The following is a 15,036-nucleotide window of genomic DNA, read 5'->3' as shown; positions in this document are numbered from 1 at the left end:
TAAGAAATATGGATTTACACAAGGCAAAAAGTAACAAACAACTAAAAATCAACATTTTTAACCAGACTGATTAACAAAAAAACATACAACACAGTCATTTTTATGAATTAACAACCGCCGATTTTACCTTATTAAGGACCAAACATTTTTACTAGTTTTTCTTTCCTTTTTTGTTCCCATATGAATACTTTTTTGTAAATACATGAAACTTAACAAAAATAAAATTGGTAAAAAAAGATGATTTAAGTCTATTGTCAGGAGGAATACAGTGAAGGTGTTCTTACAAAAAAGTTTATCCACTTTATGTTTAATAAAAATGACAGGACTAAATTTTTATTTGTAATAACAAACGATTTACAAAATCAAATTAAAAAGTGGATCACACCATTATTCAGCACGGCATGCTGAGCGAAAATATCTTATTAAAATTTATAACACTTAAGGTATTTGATTTTACTATTTCAAGGAGAATAAATAATGAAGTTGAATAAAACACTTTTAAGCTGCGCTGTTGCATTAGCAGTCGGTACCAGCTTTGCCTCACATGCAGATACACAAAATAAATCAGTATCAAGCTCACAGCTAAGTACACAAGTATCAACTGAAAGCCTAGAGAACAGCTTAACCCTAAGTCAGACTTCAAATGAAAATAACGCGTTTCTTTATCAAGAAGGCGACAGCAACACTATGCTTGTTACCACCACAGGTAACAATAATGAAACTGAAGTTGTGCAAAGCCAATTTGGTAATTATGCCGAAGTAACCACCACTGGCGATAACAATACGCAAGTGTACTCTCAAGATGGCGTTGCTAACGGTTTTATTTCAGAGGTAACAGGTAACAACAACATGTTGTTTGTTAGCCAATTTGGCCAAGGCTTTTTTGTAAATAACGAAGCGATTAACATTGTAACTGGTGATGACAACCTTATTGATGTAGAGCAAGGCAACGGCGGCCACTGGTTCTACAACATGGATATGCAAGGTAATGCAAATGAAATTAGCTCTTTGCAAGAGGGTGAATGGCATGAAGCAGAAATCACTATGCTTACTGGCGACGAAAACACTTTAAGTCTAGAACAAGATGGTTTTTGGAATACCTTCAAAGTAAGTAGCTTACAAGGTAATGAAAACGAGCTTGATGTTGAGCAAAGCGGCGACCGAAACGCTGTCACGTTTAGCTCAATCTCTGGTGATGCTAATGAGATTGACGTTGAACAAGATGGATTAACAAATGCAGTAACGTTTGCAGCTGTTATGGGCGATGATAATCAAATAAAGTTAGATCAGGAAGGTTCACTTAATACTATTGAATCAAACTTATTTGAAGGTGCAAACAACGAAGTAACAGCAACGCAAGTTGGCGCTGAAAACTTAGTGACAGCCGATTTAATAGGTGACAACAATGAGCTAACTTCATTACAAAACGGTGACTTGAACGAATCTTACCTGGGTGTAATTGGCTCTGACAATGAGTTTTCAACCACTCAAATTGGCGACTTAAACTCGGTTCACCTTGCTAACTTTAATGGCACAGGTAACGATGTTGATTTAGTTCAATCTGGTGATGAAAACACCATGCTGGTGCAATCGTCGTATCCTGATGTGTCGCTTACATCTAACGATAACGATATTGATGTTTCACAAACAGGTGCTCAAAACGAAGCGGTTGTAACGCTTGCGGGTATTTTAGATAGTAATGATAACCAAATCGATATTGCGCAAGACGGTATGTTAAACCTAGTTGATATGATGGTTGAAGGAAGTAACCACAGTATTGATATTTCACAAGAAGGTGAAGGTAACTGGGTAGGCGGTGTTGGGCAATCAGCCTTTTTAGTAGGCGGTGAAAACGTGTCGTTTACAGTCACTCAAGTAGGTAATGATAACCTTGTTGAAGGCTCAGTAATTGGTTACGACAGCACGGTATCTGTTACGCAAATTGGTGATGGCAATACAGCAACAATTACGCAAATGTAATTATTGAGGTGGGGAGGTTAACCCTCCCCATTTTACTATGAAAATAAATATTCACTTACGTTACTCCTTACTAAGTTTTTTTCTATGTTTTTCTTCGCTAAGCAGTGCTTCGCAAGAACTAGAAATAGATGGCTTACTGCTTGATAGAAGTATAAGTCGTTTTGGTCATCAGTTTTATTACGAATTTTCGAATTACTGGCGCGATCTCCCTTCTACCGCTGGTTTTAATATAGAAATAAGAGAAACAGTAATCCCAAAAGCAGGTACAAAGCTTTCGCTAATAATGAATAACCAACTTGTGTATGTAACCTATTTAGGACGTAGATTAGCCCCACTCGACGAACGTGTTGAGCAAGCTGTTTACACTGTAATAGACGCGATGGCGCGCTCAAACATGGCAACATCGTCACCCGATATGGCAGTAAATGGATGGTAAAATGAAAAAAATAGCACTTATAATAATAACAACACTTTGTTTTTCGGCCTCGGCAACTGAAATAATTTATACTCCAATAAATCCAAGCTTTGGTGGTAACCCATTAAACGCCACTATGCTGCTGAGCAAAGCGCAAGCGCAAAACAAACACAAAGCCCCCACCATCGAAAAAGGCTACGCAGAGCAATTTCAAGACTCGTTGGAGCGCACCTATTTAAACCGCATGGTCAGAGAAATAACTGATATGGCATTTGGTGAAGAAATTGAAGACAGCCTCTTCGACCAAGACTCAATATTTATGAGTGGCGATTATCAAATAGAAGTCATCACCAGCACAACAGACACTATAACAGTAAAAATAACCAATATATTAGATGACTCTGTCGTGATCATCGAAGTCCCGAGGTTTGGATAATGCGCAAAATAATAATAACAATAACTCTATTAGCACTTAGCGGTTGCTCAACTATGGGAAACTTAATTCCTCCTTCACAGCAAGTGGCTACCACATTAGAACCCACTGAAATATTTAGTGATTTAAAAAACTTACCTAAGCCTGTAGGCAGTATCCCTGTGTCTGTGTATTCATTTAGAGATCAAACAGGCCAATACAAACCGCAAACTAATGTTAGTTCGTTTTCAACTGCAGTAACACAAGGTGCTAACTCTATTTTAGTGCAAGCTTTGCACGAGTCTGATTGGTTTACACCAGTTGAACGCGAAGGCTTACAAAATATATTAACCGAACGAAAAATTATTCGCGCAGGCCAATCTGACAACCCTAATCAACCAGATTTACCGCCCCTAACCACCGCTAAAATAATTTTAGAAGGCGGTATTATTAGCTACGATACCAATGTAAAAACGGGCGGTTTAGGCATGGAATACTTTGGTATTGGCGCATCTGAATTATACCGTGAAGATGCAATATCTATTTATTTACGCGCAGTTGATGTTCGCACCGGCCAAGTACTACTAAGTGTAGCCACCAGCAAAAAAGTACTTAGCCAAGAAATGCGTGCAGGCTTTTTTAGGTATGTAAGCTACAAACGCCTAGCCGAAGCTGAGGCCGGCTTTAGTGATAACGAACCAATGAGCATATGTGTAACTCAAGCGATTGAAAAAGCACTCACAGACTTAATTACAAAAGGAATTGATAGAGGGTTATGGGCTCAAAAAGCAGCGTAAAATTATAATTCATAAACTAAAAAGGCTACGTAATGTAGCCTTTTTTTATATAAAATATTTTTGCTTAAACCGACATTAAATGTATCGAATTGGCATAATTACTTAGCCATAGGTAATAAAACCGATATATAACGCTGAGCCCAATTTGCCAATTCTACACGGTTGCGCGAATTGGTTTTTTTAAAGGCGCTGTACAAATGCGTTTTAACGGTGTGGTCACTTATATTAAGCTTATCGGCAATAGCGTTATTGGTCGCCCCTTGGGCAATTAAATGAATAACCGATTTTTCACGTTTAGTGAGGTGCGCATAATCCCCTTTTTTAAGGGTGATGTCTTCTTGTAGGCTATTAAACGACGAGGCCACTGAAAGAATATCTGAAAACGCTTTTGATATAACCTTTCGCGTAAACCACAATTCACCTGAGGTTATTCTAACTAGCCCTTTAAATATATCTTCTGGCGCATCTGATTTATAAAACACGCCATTAAAATGATTGAGTAGTAAGTTTTTTTCACATACTGCACTTGGCTCTACATTAAATAGCACCACTTTATGCTTTTTAGCTAAGCAAATTAAATCAGCAGGTAGTAAATCTAACCAGTTGTTTTTAGCTCCATCAATTAAAAATAAATCAAACTTGTCCCTTTTCTCGTTTTTAGGGATAACGTCGTCCATTTTAATATCGCCAAAAATGGCTTGCATGGTTTTTAAAATAGTTGTGTAGCTTTCGCAATGAAAAGAAGATTGAAACGTCGTTTTTACAAAAACGGAATGTGGTTGTAGCATAAATTTCTTCCTTGAAATGTTTATCCTACATTACCGAATTTATAAACAACTTACAATGCGATTTTGGTATTATTACTACGTAGCTAAAACTAGCATTAATTGCATTAAGTTAATACTTACAATAACTTAAAGATTAACAAAGATTTATTTTCATACAAAGCACTGCTCTGATCAGTGTTCACATAATGTGTAAAACCGAGAAGTAACCCCGTTAGTCCAGCCAAAACCTTGCTGTACCACATACTCCCCGCCGCCTGCTTTTAGCTGTGGCTCACACACATTATACTTTTCTAGTAAGCACTTATTTTGAGCAAAATCTTGCTCAACCATAATTAACCAGTTCTGCATTATACGTTTACTAAGATCACTAAAACCGTAATTATTAAGCCCTTTAACAGCAAACCACTGTAACGGAGCCCAGCCATTTGGGCTATCCCATTGCTGAGATGTAGGGGTAACGGTAGTAACTATGCCACCGGCCTTTAAAAAGTCTTGGCTTAGTCGTTCGGCAATATGTTGAGCTTGTTGCTCAGACGCTAAGTTAAAAAATAATGCAGTACTTGCGGCAGCGCTTAACACCTTAGATTGACTCGCTTTGTGATGATTATAATCAACAAAAAAGTGTGCTTGCTCACTCCACATGTATTTATTAATCAATGTGTGGCGAGCTGCTGCGTAATCGTTAAATAAATCGGCTTGTTGGCTATTACCTATCAGCTTATTAAACTTACCAAGCTGTTTTTCAAGGTAATAAAGTAAACAATTAAGATCAATGGGTAATATATCGGTCGTGTGTATAGAGCTAAGTGAATTAGGCTCAGCCAACCAACGGGAGCTAAAGTCCCAGCCTGATTCACATGCTGCACGTATATGTCGATAAAAGTCAGGCTTTTTATGCTCAGCTAAACCTTCTGCGAGTGCCAGATCTTCTCTAAGAGATTCAGCCCTTGGGGTTGCTTCATCATCCCAATAACGATTTAGCTTTCCGCCACATGGCATTTTTACTACTCGCTTTAGTGCCGTTTGCTCGTTAGTAACGTTTTCTGCGCCTTGCATCCAAAACGCATACTCTTTTTGAAGCGCATCAACACACTTTTCGAGCCAAGCCACATTATTAGTTTGACTATGTTCGTGCTGCCATAGTAATTCAACCATAAGGGCTAAAATAGGTGGCTGCGAACGCGATAAGTAGTAGCTGCGGTTACCATTTGGAATGCACCCAAAATCATTTATTAAATCAATAAAGTTTTGCAGCATATCTTCAACAATCTCGGCTTTATTAGCATCAATTAAGCCAAGCGCTGTAAAGTAGCTATCCCAGTAGTATATCTCCTGAAAACGTCCTCCAGGCACAATGTAGCTATGCTTTAACGCTAATAAAGAATCGGCTTTGGGCTTGTCTGCCTCGCGGCGTAATCCTCCCCACAGCGAGTTGATGTAACTTTTTACACTTGAAGTATCTACCTCGGTGCTCATTTTTAATAGCGGAGTTGTTAAAAAGTGAGCATTTACAAACTCTTTTAATTGGGCTTGATTAAGCGGTGCTACTTGCTCATAGTTTTTACACGCACTTTGCCAGCTGGTTCGTGCAGTTGCATCTGCAAATGTTTTACAGTCATCAAAAATATGTTGGGTCTGTACATCTTTAAATAACTGGCTTTCAAAAAAATTCATAACAATCCTAAATCAATTATATGCTGGCAGCGTGCTGAGAAATGGCGCGGGTGCGCTGTTTAAAAATAATCACGCTTATAAAAATTAAGCTAATGGGAATTAACGACAGGTAAAATGCGTGCTGACCACTAAAATGCTCAAACACATAACCTGTGATCATTGAACCAGTTGTGCCTCCAAGTGCTGAAAACACAACGATTAACCCTGTCATGGCTGCATGTTGATGCTTTTCTAAAGCGCTGAGCATTACCGAATTTAAAACGGGGTAAATGGGCGCCATAAAAAAACCAATGAGGGGCAAAATAAATGCAGCAAGTGGCGCATCAAATAAGCTAGTGACTACTGTATTAGGTAGGTTTTCAGTTAAAGGTAACGTTAAAATAATAAGTAATGCCATGGCGACTAAACATCCGCACAACACAAAAAACCAATTAATATACTTAAGCACCTGCCCTGCAACTAAACGACCAAACGCTAGCGCCGCTGCAAAAATACTCGCTAACTGAATACTTATAGCCACAGGTAATTGTAAAACTTGGTTATTGAAGGTGGGCAGCCAAGTACCTACGCCTTGCTCTATAAGTACATATAAAAATGCACTTATAATAAAAATAAGCACCAAAGGCTGATACGTTAATTTAAGCATGGCTATAAAGTCACTCAAACTAGAGCCACTTTTATTTTTATCAACAACCGCAGGCGCAATCGGTGCAATAACAACACTTAGCAATACAACTAAAGCAAGCGCAGCCAACGCATAATAAACATTTAGCCACGCATTGCTTTGGTTTGGGTCTATAAATGCCGTAAAAATCCAATAGCCGCTTAATACACCCACCATAAAAATACCTTCTATAGTGTTTAACAGTGACGAATGACCGTTAGCATCTTCGGTTACTTGACCAATAATTGAATAAACAGAAACTTTGACTACCGCAAAGCCACAGCCTATCACTGCAAATAGCACCTTAAACATATAAAACTCGCTGAGCATTGCAGTGCTTAAGCACGCTAATGCAACAACAGCTAAAGCGCCTAACATTGCGAGCTTATACCCTAATCTAGGAATGAACGAGGCAACAACAAAAGACATAATTGCTATTGATAAATCTTTAAACCCTTCTAAAACAGACGCCTCAGTTTTGCTAACGCCCAATGTGTTTATTGCCTGTAAAATTACTGTTCCTACGCTATTTAATAATATTGCAAAAATAAAATAGCTTGCAGCAATTGCGAGTGTGATTTTTGTTTTACTCATAGCTTGCCTTACTTATAGCGCAGTACGCCATAACGATTAAAGCTAACACCTTTAGGTAATTAGCGTGTGTGTTTGTGTCAGTGAACATTGAGTTTAGTGTAGAATAAAAACCAATGCAATCGTTTGCATTTTAAGATGTGAAATTTATATTTACCGTCTATACATCAGCGTTTACTCGATTGGCGAGTTATTAATTCTATATCAATCACTTGAGATTCAACCTTCTCGCCCAAAAATTGTTGCATCAACTTTTTAACTATCAAAGAGGCAGCTAACTGGGTGTTTTGTTTAATTGTAGAAAGTGATGGGTGGCTTATATCTGCCATTGCAATATCGTCAAATCCAACGAGAGCAACATCGTTTGGAATACTCACATAACGCTCTTTTAACGCTTTCATTGCTCCTAGTGCAACCATATCACTACAGGCAACAATAGCATCAAAGTAAAGGCCTTTTTCACGCAATAAGCTATTAATTTGCTGATACGCAGAACTACTAGTTATATCAATAGAAACAACATGTTGCTCTAATTTATGTGTAGATAACGCGGCCGCATATCCACGGTGCCTTTCGCTAATTTCGCCGTGTTCTGGGTCGCCTAAAAATAAAATATTTTTTGCACCGTGTTCGATTAAATGCGCCGTTGCTTGCATTCCACCTAGGTAGTTATCACTGCCTACAATGGGGTAATTACTGGGTGTTTTAGGGTCTCCCCACACAACCAAAGGGATCCCCGCTTTAGCAGCCGCCTCTATATTACGTTGATCTTTACCTTGCCCAACCACGATAATGCCATCGGCTCTGCGACCATTTATAAAATAATTGGCCCAATCGTGCTGCGCCATTATTGAATTAGACAATAAAAGCTCTAATCCTTGCTGATTTAGTGCAAGGTTAATTTCGCTCACCACTTTAAGCAAAAATGGATCGCTAATCGATTGTTCTGTTTGCTCATCAAGATTAATGATGACAGCAACAACATTCGTTTTTTGTGTTCGCAAGCGGCTAGCAGCGGTGTTTAAACTAAAATTATGCTTTTTAGCGAGTAGCTGTAACTTATCGCGTGTTTCTTGCTTTATTAAAGGGTTGTCATTTAATGCACGCGAAACCGTAGAGGTAGACACTCCTGCCAGCTTTGCTAAATCTGCTAATTTTATTTTTTTGCTATTCATGAAAACCCTAAGCCACGTTTTATTAAATAATGTGATGTGTAACTAGCTGACAATATAGCATTATTAATTTTTTCTGGCTTGCCCCACTGACTAAAAAAGCGATATCTCAAGTATTGCGCTCAATATTCACACAAATTAAATTCATAAATAATTTACAAATAAATATTGCAAACGTTTGCATTAATCTTTATGGTTTCATCATATACAGCCTGTTTACATAAAAATTTGTCTGCAGGCAGTAAAAAACACACTGTTTAACACACTAAAAACGGGATCACACATGACATTCAATAAAGCAAAAAGTACATTAGCCTGCGCTATAACTTTAGCCTTAAGCTCACACAGCACATTTGCACAAGAGCAAACACAAGAAACCAAGGTAGAGCGTATTGTTGTTTCGGGCACACCTACCGGAGTTGGCATCAGAAAAATTGATGCAGGCTACGCTGTTACAAATATTGATAGCCAGCAAATTATTAAGCTTTCACCAAAAAGCACTGCCGACCTTTTTAAAGCCGTACCAGGTGTTTGGGTAGAAAGCTCAGGGGGTGAATCAGGCGCTAATGTATTTGTACGTGGCTTTCCTGGCGGCGGTGACGCCCCATTTTTAACTCTTAGCATTGAAGGCTCACCCGTTTACCCAGCCCCTACATTATCGTTTTTAGAAAACTCTTCGCTATTTAGAATTGATGAAACCATTGAAACAATGGAAGCTTTACGGGGCGGACCAAACCCTGTTTTATCAAACGGCCAACCCGGTTTAACAACTAACTTTAGACTAAAGCGTGGCAGTGAAGACACCGAAGGCTTATTTAAATACACCACATCAGATTACGATTTACAGCGTGTAGATGCTGTTATTAGTGGTGAAATTACTGACGATTTATACTTTATGGTTGGCGGGTATGTAAAAAGCTCACCGGGTATTCGTGATGCAGGTTTTACCTCTGAGAAAGGCAGCCAATTTACCATTAATATTACTAAAGATTTAGATAACGGCGAGCTTAACTTTTATACCCGCCAAACAGATGATCACGGTGCATGGTACTTACCTACCCCACTTAATATTGAAGGGATTGACGCAGAGTATACGCAACTTGGCACATTAAACCGCCAAGCTACTATATTCACAGGCCCTGATGCACAATCACACGATATAGACTTAGGTGATGGCCGAGGCTGGGATGGCCATGTTTCAGGCGGTAGCATTAAGCTAGAGCTTGATAATGGGTGGCAATTTTCTGACCGATTTAATATAACTAAAGGGGATGCTAATACGTATGGGTTAGTGCCAAGTGGCTCAGCAACCACGGTTGGCTCAGTTGCCGATAATGGTCAAACCGCGTTTGGCGCAATAAGTAATACTGAGTACGCAAGCGATACCCCAATACAGCAACTTGGCCGCTGGGTTGTACTTAAAGAAATTAACTCATTTACAAACGATTTAGCATTTTCAAAGCAATTTGATGATTTATCAGCCACGTTTGGTTACTACACAGCAAGCACATCGGCAAATGATTGGTGGAGTTTAGGTAATACAGCCTACCACGTATTAGAAGCAGGCGGCGAGTCGCTAACTGGCATTGAGTGTAATCAAAGCACTGATGGCTGCGATTTTAACTACGATATTAGCTCAACAGGTGATGCGCGCACCCATGCATTTTATGTAACAGCTCAATACAAATTTGCCGAAGACTTCACCTTAGATGCAGGCGTGCGCCATGAAAATCATGAAGTAGAATACAGTGTTGATGAAGGCCTTGATGGCATTATTACTAAAGCAGTTAATTACGATGAAAGTAAAACATCGTGGACCACGGGTATTAACTATTCAATAAACGATGACATGGGTGTATTTGCTCGCGTAAACCGTGGTTATAAAATGCCTTACTTTGATGATTTTAGAGATAACTTTAGCGCTTATGAAGGCGGCGAAAAGCTAATTAAAGAAGTAACTCAAGGCGAATTGGGCTACAAGCTAATTTCTGACTCTACAGATTTTTACGCCACTTTGTTTGTTAACGAAGTGAAGGGCGATACATTTGTACGCCGCCCGGGTGTACCTGCAGAAATTTTAACAAACGAAGCGTACGGTATAGAGCTTGATTACAACTTTAATCATCAGTCGGGTTTTTCGGTTAATTTAAATACCACATTACAAGAAACTGAAATAACGCAAAGCCCAACCAATGAAGGAAATGAGTCTCAGCGTCAGCCAAAATGGCAATTACGTATTACCCCCAGCTACGATTTTGAGCTACAAGGTATATACGCTACATTATATGGCACCCTATCAGCTGTTGATGACCGCTTTGGTAACAACGAAAATACTGTAACGCTTGATGGCTACGAAAAAGTAGATTTAGGTTTAATTTTAGAACCTATGGAAGGCATAAAACTACAGCTTGCCATTGATAACTTAACTGATGAGCAAGGTATAACAGAGGGCGACCCACGCAATGCCGATGCGCCAAATGGCCGCTATATTATGCCACGCACCACGCGCTTTAGTGTAAGTTATGCGTTTTAAATACACTTAATAATAAAGGGAGCTTGGCTCCCTTTATTTAATTTTTTCGTTTAGTTTATTAAGCGCCTCTACCGAAAAGCCCCTATCGTAAAAATGTAAAATTTTACCTTGGCTATCTATTAAAATAACGCGTGTATTGTTGGGGTTTTTATTACCTGTTAATTTTTGCACAGTTTCACCATCTTTATAAATAGTGATTACCCCACCCCATAACTCTTTTGGTATGCCCTTACGCATACCGCTGTCTATAAATGTACTAAACATTCGCGGTGCCATGCCTGCTATGGTGGGCAGTTCGTAAGTTGGCAATGTAACACCTGTCATGTCTAAGCCAATTAACCAACGGTCTATGTCAAATTGGCTGTCTTGTTTATAGCCAATGAGTAACAAGGTTTTATCGGCTTTAAAATCACTTGGTATAGTTACGCTTTTTTCATCTAGGCTTTGACCGCTAATGGTTGGAAACTGCTTACCTAAAATTTGCTGGTTTGGGTATTGGGCTGAGCAAGCGCTAAGCATTAACACCATAAATGCACTGGTTATTATTTTAGTCATTTTTAAACCTTACACTGTTATAAATACCCTACTGATACGTGCGTGAGGTAAAACACGTTTAAATTGTTTGTAATTTTAAATACGCTTTAAACTCACTAAGCGCCATGGGTTTGGCGTATTTCCAACCTTGGCCGTAATGTACGCCAGCTTGTTTTAGTATGGCTTCTTGCTCATTTGTTTCTATGCCCTCTGCTACACAGGTGTAATTAAATTTACGTACCAAGGCCATTATATTAGGGATCATCGATGCCTTTAAGCCTTGTGTGGTTATGTCTTGCACAAAGGTGCGGTCAATTTTAAGTTGATGAAAGCTCAAGTTTTGTAGATTTTTTAAGTTAGAATAACCCGTACCAAAATCATCTATCGATAAATTAAAACCCGCCTCAACCAAGCTTTTAAAATGAGTATGGGCAACTGTTGAGTCTAAATATTCATCTTCTGTTATTTCTAGGCAAATAATAAAGCGCGAATCAGTAAGTGCCGGTATGTCTTTTAAAAGCGCAATGTTGCCTGTTTCTACATCGTAAGGAAAAATATTAATAGAAACTTTAAAGTTACGTGGCAACTCCTCAACGGTAGTTAGCTCATAAAGTACTTTTTCAATCATAGCTTGAGTAAAGCGCCACGTTAAATTTGTTTTTCGGATAATAGGAATAAATTGATCAGGAAATAAAACCCCGTATTTATCTTCAAAACGGGCCAATGCCTCACAACCAACAACGTTACCTGTTTGCAAACAAATAATAGGTTGGTAGGTCCAATAAAATGAGCCTTTTTTTAGCCCCTTGCGCACGCGCGTAATAGTTGAGCGCCTAGCCGCTAAGCTGTAGTCAATTAATAGCCCACTCGATACACCAGCTAACGAAATTAAAATAATCGAAATAATCAATAAAAATTGATTATCTGCAAAAAATTGGCTCCACGGTAGTTGCGCTGCTGCGCAGTATCCTGGGTTATCGGTACTGCATTTAATAATTGACTCATAAGGTAAAAATGCATTACTTTTTACCTGCTCATAAACCCCTTTAGAGCCTGCTAGATGAAACATGTTATCGCTGTTTTTATAAAGCACTTCCCACTGAGGAGAAACAATCACTTTGTCGTTAAAGGCCCGCGTATCTACAATTAAATTGTAGCTGCCTTGCCTTACAATGATTACTTCCATTGCTCGACCACTAAACAAAAGCAAATACAACTGCGGTTCGTACCTTACTCTTACAGATTTATTATCGTTAGTGTCAGTGCGGATATAATCAGGTGGGTTATCTTTAATAGCCTTGGCTAATTTACCAGCTCCAGTCGTACACACAAGTTCATCATTTATAAAAAAGCCAATATCTATCACGTATTGTGCATCAAACAATGCGCGGCGCATTTCTATTAGTGTATTGTTGTTACATTGTTTAGCGTTCGAGTTATTAAGGCGGGTTAAAATGCTTCTGCGCTCTGTAGCTGCAGCATCAATGTGTTGAACAATATAATTTGAGTCGCGCGCTAACTGACGGCCTAGTTTTTGTGCAGCAAAATAAAGTAATGTACTAGCACATATCGCAAAAACTACGACACCGCTTATTACAGCAATTAACGACCTACGTTGATATTGTTTCATAACACCTTTTAAAGAAGCAGTGTAAGACAGGTGCAATAATAATTGCATATCTGTGCATAAAAGCAATTAAGCTTGTAAAATAATTAAACCACATTACATTTTTAATTTATTGATTTGGTTGCATTATAATTGCAAAACCACTTGGCTTAGCAGCTCACTTAACTGCTTATGGCCTTGGTAATTTAAATGTATACCGTCACTCCCTAGAGGGGCTTTAAGTTTTGAAATATCAACATAATTAAGCCCATATTCTTGTGCTATACGTTCAAAGAGTACATTTAAAGGCAACAACTTTTGTTCGTAATTTAAATAAATACGACTTAACCCAGGCTGAGGATTAATAAATAAAGGACCAATAATAATTATTTGGGGTAAATCTGCAGGCGAGTAAAACTGCTCAATAGAGCTGATTAACTGTGTAACGCTAGTTGCTATATCTGCAGGTGCTAAGTTAAAACGCTTTTTTAAATCGTTAGTACCAAGTGCTATAACAATAATACTCAGCACATGCTGCTCTAAGTAGGGTTTTAAATAGCGAATCCCATTAAGCTCCCCCGTAAAAGGCGGGTTATTCACTAGCGTACGATTTGGCTGTCCTGCCTCTATTACTTTATATTCAGAGCCAAGCTGCTGATTTAAAAGCATTGTCCAACGAGCACTTTCATCATAGCGCTTACCTGTTTCGGGGTTTAAGCCCCACGTATTAGAATCCCCAAAGCAGAGAATTTTTTTTGTTATTTGTGTCATTAAAATGGATTGAGCGTATAGCCTTGTTGTTGTAACTGAGCGTGCGCGGTCATGGCAGAAAGCGACATGTTTACGCCATCAATTAACTGCGCTGGCGTTACTTTAAAGTGAGTAGCAGATTGCCCGCACACATACACTTTAGTGTTCTTAGCAAGTAGCTGTTCAATTAAGGCTTGGTTTTTATTGTTAGCACTAAAGCGTTTTTTATATTCGCTATTAGCTAACACATCAACACTTGCGCTGCCGTGCACAACTAATGCAAGTTGTATGTTTTCAGGCTTTACACCATGCGCTACATGCATATTAATAAAGCGCGCTAACGAATTTATTGCATGATTTTGCTCGCCTTTTTTAGCGCCATCGGCAACATCAAATGCTATTTTAAATACCGTAGAGCTATTAATTTTATCGTGTTTAGGTACATCATAATAATTACCAAACCCTTTAATTGGTTGCTCATTAGCACTAACAAACGAGCTATAAAGCAGTACTAACCCTAATAAATATTTCATAAAACAATCCTGTGTTTTTAATATGATTACTAAACTACCAGAGACAACCAAAAAAGGCTGCAATTTAAGCAACCTTTTGGGTACTTTTATGGCTGTGGTTAATAAACTGCATACCTAAATAGCTAAAGGTATTTTTAAACTGCTCTATAAAACAGGCGGGGGCTTCGGTTGATGAGGCATTAGAAAGCACAGAAAAATGCTTACTACGCAGCGTTCGTAACTTTGGTTTTAATGCTTCATCGTCCATGTAGTCGGTTATTCTATCAATAAATAACTTCATTTGTACTGTGGTGCTGTACCAATAAACGGGTGAGGCAAACACCCAGTGGTCATACTTTAAAAGCGCTTCAAATACAGCGTAAAAATCATCACTTTTATAGTTTTTGTTATAACAGTACGGCGCTATTTTATAATCATCTAAGCATATTACCCGCACATTATTTTGCTCAGCAAAGCTGTTAACGTGTGCCTGCGTATTACCATTTTTACGTGCGCTTGAGTAAATAATAACAGTGCTACGCTCAAGTTTTAGTTGCATTTAGTTAGCTCCTTTTTTAATGTTGCAAGAAGCTTAAAACCTCAAGTTA

14 protein-coding genes are annotated in these 15,036 nt (G+C 38.5%); 5 read left to right on the top strand and 9 right to left on the bottom strand.

The window, feature by feature from the left end; genetic code table 11:
* The first annotated feature begins 477 nt into the window (after nucleotides 1-477).
* From QUE46_RS17375 to QUE46_RS17360, 4 genes are read left to right on the top strand one after another with little or no spacing between them, the layout of a single operon-like run.
* Entirely contained in the window at nucleotides 478-1,980 is a 1,503-nt protein-coding gene (locus QUE46_RS17375; protein WP_286248880.1) for a curlin, read from the top strand.
* A gap of 37 nt (nucleotides 1,981-2,017) precedes the next feature.
* Nucleotides 2,018-2,416 carry a curli production assembly/transport protein CsgE gene (locus QUE46_RS17370; RefSeq protein WP_286248879.1) on the top strand — a complete coding sequence of 133 codons (399 nt, stop codon included), beginning with the start codon at nucleotides 2,018-2,020 and terminating at the stop codon, nucleotides 2,414-2,416.
* The gene (locus tag QUE46_RS17365) at nucleotides 2,406-2,831 is read left to right on the top strand and encodes a curli assembly protein CsgF (RefSeq protein WP_286248877.1); all 426 of its coding nucleotides are present in this window, start codon (nucleotides 2,406-2,408) and stop codon (nucleotides 2,829-2,831) included. The genes QUE46_RS17370 and QUE46_RS17365 overlap by 11 nt, the downstream gene beginning before the upstream one ends.
* Nucleotides 2,831-3,604 (top strand): CsgG/HfaB family protein, encoded by a 774-nt coding sequence (locus QUE46_RS17360; RefSeq protein ID WP_286248875.1) that lies wholly within the window; start codon nucleotides 2,831-2,833, stop codon nucleotides 3,602-3,604. The genes QUE46_RS17365 and QUE46_RS17360 overlap by 1 nt, the downstream gene beginning before the upstream one ends.
* Nucleotides 3,605-3,702: 98 nt before the next feature.
* Here QUE46_RS17360 and QUE46_RS17355 read toward each other — a convergent pair whose 3' ends face one another.
* The 4 genes from QUE46_RS17355 to QUE46_RS17340 all read right to left on the bottom strand — a co-directional run bounded on the left by QUE46_RS17355 (nucleotide 3,703) and on the right by QUE46_RS17340 (nucleotide 8,496).
* Entirely contained in the window at nucleotides 3,703-4,392 is a 690-nt protein-coding gene (locus tag QUE46_RS17355; RefSeq protein ID WP_286248874.1) for a response regulator transcription factor, read from the bottom strand.
* 171 nt (nucleotides 4,393-4,563) lie between these two features.
* Nucleotides 4,564-6,066, bottom strand: a complete 1,503-nt coding sequence (locus tag QUE46_RS17350) for a trehalase family glycosidase (RefSeq protein ID WP_286248872.1) — start codon at nucleotides 6,064-6,066, stop codon at nucleotides 4,564-4,566.
* Nucleotides 6,067-6,082: 16 nt separating this feature from the next.
* Nucleotides 6,083-7,324 carry a sugar MFS transporter gene (locus tag QUE46_RS17345; RefSeq protein WP_286248869.1) on the bottom strand — a complete coding sequence of 414 codons (1,242 nt, stop codon included), beginning with the start codon at nucleotides 7,322-7,324 and terminating at the stop codon, nucleotides 6,083-6,085.
* A gap of 164 nt (nucleotides 7,325-7,488) precedes the next feature.
* A complete protein-coding gene (locus tag QUE46_RS17340) occupies nucleotides 7,489-8,496 on the bottom strand; it encodes a LacI family DNA-binding transcriptional regulator (RefSeq protein ID WP_286248867.1) in 1,008 nt (335 codons plus the stop codon).
* Between the two features lie 280 nt (nucleotides 8,497-8,776).
* Between QUE46_RS17340 and QUE46_RS17335 the strand changes: the two genes are divergently transcribed.
* The gene (locus tag QUE46_RS17335) at nucleotides 8,777-11,026 is read left to right on the top strand and encodes a TonB-dependent receptor (RefSeq protein WP_286248865.1); all 2,250 of its coding nucleotides are present in this window, start codon (nucleotides 8,777-8,779) and stop codon (nucleotides 11,024-11,026) included.
* Nucleotides 11,027-11,059: 33 nt separating this feature from the next.
* Here the strand turns inward: QUE46_RS17335 and QUE46_RS17330 are convergent, their stop codons facing one another.
* The 5 genes from QUE46_RS17330 to QUE46_RS17310 form a co-directional block, all read right to left on the bottom strand.
* Nucleotides 11,060-11,581 (bottom strand): hypothetical protein, encoded by a 522-nt coding sequence (locus QUE46_RS17330; protein ID WP_286248863.1) that lies wholly within the window; start codon nucleotides 11,579-11,581, stop codon nucleotides 11,060-11,062.
* A 58-nt stretch (nucleotides 11,582-11,639) separates the two neighbouring features.
* Nucleotides 11,640-13,190 (bottom strand): EAL domain-containing protein, encoded by a 1,551-nt coding sequence (locus tag QUE46_RS17325; protein WP_286248861.1) that lies wholly within the window; start codon nucleotides 13,188-13,190, stop codon nucleotides 11,640-11,642.
* A 123-nt stretch (nucleotides 13,191-13,313) separates the two neighbouring features.
* Nucleotides 13,314-13,937: a GDSL-type esterase/lipase family protein gene (locus QUE46_RS17320; RefSeq protein ID WP_286248859.1), complete on the bottom strand. Its 624-nt coding sequence runs from the start codon at nucleotides 13,935-13,937 to the stop codon at nucleotides 13,314-13,316.
* A complete protein-coding gene (locus QUE46_RS17315) occupies nucleotides 13,937-14,449 on the bottom strand; it encodes a DsrE family protein (RefSeq protein WP_286248858.1) in 513 nt (170 codons plus the stop codon). The genes QUE46_RS17320 and QUE46_RS17315 overlap by 1 nt, the downstream gene beginning before the upstream one ends.
* A 64-nt stretch (nucleotides 14,450-14,513) precedes the next feature.
* Nucleotides 14,514-14,987, bottom strand: a complete 474-nt coding sequence (locus QUE46_RS17310) for a flavodoxin family protein (RefSeq protein WP_286248856.1) — start codon at nucleotides 14,985-14,987, stop codon at nucleotides 14,514-14,516.
* Nucleotides 14,988-15,036 lie beyond the last annotated feature (49 nt).

The organism is Pseudoalteromonas sp. MM1 (assembly GCF_030296835.1).
Taxonomy (GTDB): Bacteria; Pseudomonadota; Gammaproteobacteria; order Enterobacterales; family Alteromonadaceae; genus Pseudoalteromonas.
The sequence above is the reverse complement of the archived record's forward strand: the minus strand, read 5'-3'. Positions and strand labels throughout refer to the sequence as shown.

Excerpts from the sequence above, each read along its gene's own strand:
- QUE46_RS17375 (WP_286248880.1), top strand. The coding sequence starts at position 478 with ATGAAGTTGAATAAAACACTTTTAAGCTGCGCTGTTGCATTAGCAGTC.
- QUE46_RS17370 (WP_286248879.1), top strand. The coding sequence starts at position 2,018 with ATGAAAATAAATATTCACTTACGTTACTCCTTACTAAGTTTTTTTCTA.
- QUE46_RS17365 (WP_286248877.1), top strand. The coding sequence starts at position 2,406 with ATGGATGGTAAAATGAAAAAAATAGCACTTATAATAATAACAACACTT.
- QUE46_RS17360 (WP_286248875.1), top strand. The coding sequence starts at position 2,831 with ATGCGCAAAATAATAATAACAATAACTCTATTAGCACTTAGCGGTTGC.
- QUE46_RS17355 (WP_286248874.1), bottom strand. The coding sequence starts at position 4,392 with ATGCTACAACCACATTCCGTTTTTGTAAAAACGACGTTTCAATCTTCT.
- QUE46_RS17350 (WP_286248872.1), bottom strand. The coding sequence starts at position 6,066 with ATGAATTTTTTTGAAAGCCAGTTATTTAAAGATGTACAGACCCAACAT.
- QUE46_RS17345 (WP_286248869.1), bottom strand. The coding sequence starts at position 7,324 with ATGAGTAAAACAAAAATCACACTCGCAATTGCTGCAAGCTATTTTATT.
- QUE46_RS17340 (WP_286248867.1), bottom strand. The coding sequence starts at position 8,496 with ATGAATAGCAAAAAAATAAAATTAGCAGATTTAGCAAAGCTGGCAGGA.
- QUE46_RS17335 (WP_286248865.1), top strand. The coding sequence starts at position 8,777 with ATGACATTCAATAAAGCAAAAAGTACATTAGCCTGCGCTATAACTTTA.
- QUE46_RS17330 (WP_286248863.1), bottom strand. The coding sequence starts at position 11,581 with ATGACTAAAATAATAACCAGTGCATTTATGGTGTTAATGCTTAGCGCT.
- QUE46_RS17325 (WP_286248861.1), bottom strand. The coding sequence starts at position 13,190 with ATGAAACAATATCAACGTAGGTCGTTAATTGCTGTAATAAGCGGTGTC.
- QUE46_RS17320 (WP_286248859.1), bottom strand. The coding sequence starts at position 13,937 with ATGACACAAATAACAAAAAAAATTCTCTGCTTTGGGGATTCTAATACG.
- QUE46_RS17315 (WP_286248858.1), bottom strand. The coding sequence starts at position 14,449 with ATGAAATATTTATTAGGGTTAGTACTGCTTTATAGCTCGTTTGTTAGT.
- QUE46_RS17310 (WP_286248856.1), bottom strand. The coding sequence starts at position 14,987 with ATGCAACTAAAACTTGAGCGTAGCACTGTTATTATTTACTCAAGCGCA.